The following is a 920-nucleotide window of genomic DNA, read 5'->3' as shown; positions in this document are numbered from 1 at the left end:
GGTGTTGAAGAGCGGGGCGGCCTATGTGCCGATGGATCCAGGATGGCCGACAGCGCGGATCGGTTTCCTGCTCACCGGCGCCGGCCACATACAACTCCCCGACCACCCCCACCGGCACCGCACGCAACCACCCATCGAGGACAAAGAAGCCCAGGTGGGCCAACGGCACCCCGATCGGGCTGACAGTGTTGCCGACATCGCCTGTGACGATCTCGCGTATCGAGGCATGCACCGTCGTCTCGGTGGTGCCATACATGTTGATCAGCCGCGGCGAGCCTCCATGGTGGACGAACCACGTCCCCAGACGCGCGGGCTCGAGGGCTTCCCCACCGAACACCACGGTCTCCAGCGTGAGCTGCTGGCCTAACCCCGGTGACAATCCATCAGCGCTTTGCAGCGCATAGAACGCCGACGGGGTCTGGCTCAACACACTGACCTGCTCGGCGGCCAGCAACGCATGGAAATCATCGGGGGAGCCGACCACCGCCTCGGGCACCACCACCAGCCGCCCCCCACCCAGCAGGGCACCAAAGATCTCCCATACCGAAACATCGAACGCATACGAATGCCACTGAGACCACACCCCCGCCCGCTCCAGGTACGCACCCGCCGACGCCAGCAGCGGGATCACGTTGTGGTGGGTAATAGCCACGCCTTTGGGGGTTCCGGTGGTGCCCGAGGTGTAAATCAGGTACGCAATATCTTCTGGCGTCGGGCCGGGCAACGCGGTAACCGGTTGGGCATCAATAGCGGGGTCGTTGACATCGATCACGACCAAGTCGTCGTAACCCTCAAGCCGTCCGGCCAACTCGGTGGTGGTGATAATCGTGGTCGGGGTGGCGTCGGTGAGCAGGAAACCGATCCGCGCTGTCGGCCATCCTGGATCCATCGGCACATAGGCCGCCCCGCTCTTCAACACC

Annotated in this window: 1 protein-coding gene; it reads right to left on the bottom strand. The window is 64.2% G+C overall.

Annotated elements, in window-relative coordinates; translation table 11 throughout:
* A partial coding sequence (locus A5692_RS26510; RefSeq protein WP_156766300.1) for an AMP-binding protein occupies positions 1 to 920 on the bottom strand: 920 nt, incomplete at both ends.

The sequence above is a fragment of the Mycobacterium sp. E342 genome (assembly GCF_001667665.1).
GTDB lineage: Bacteria > Actinomycetota > Actinomycetes > Mycobacteriales > Mycobacteriaceae > Mycobacterium.
Note: the sequence above shows the minus strand (reverse complement) of the source record. Positions and strands in the feature narration are given on the sequence as shown.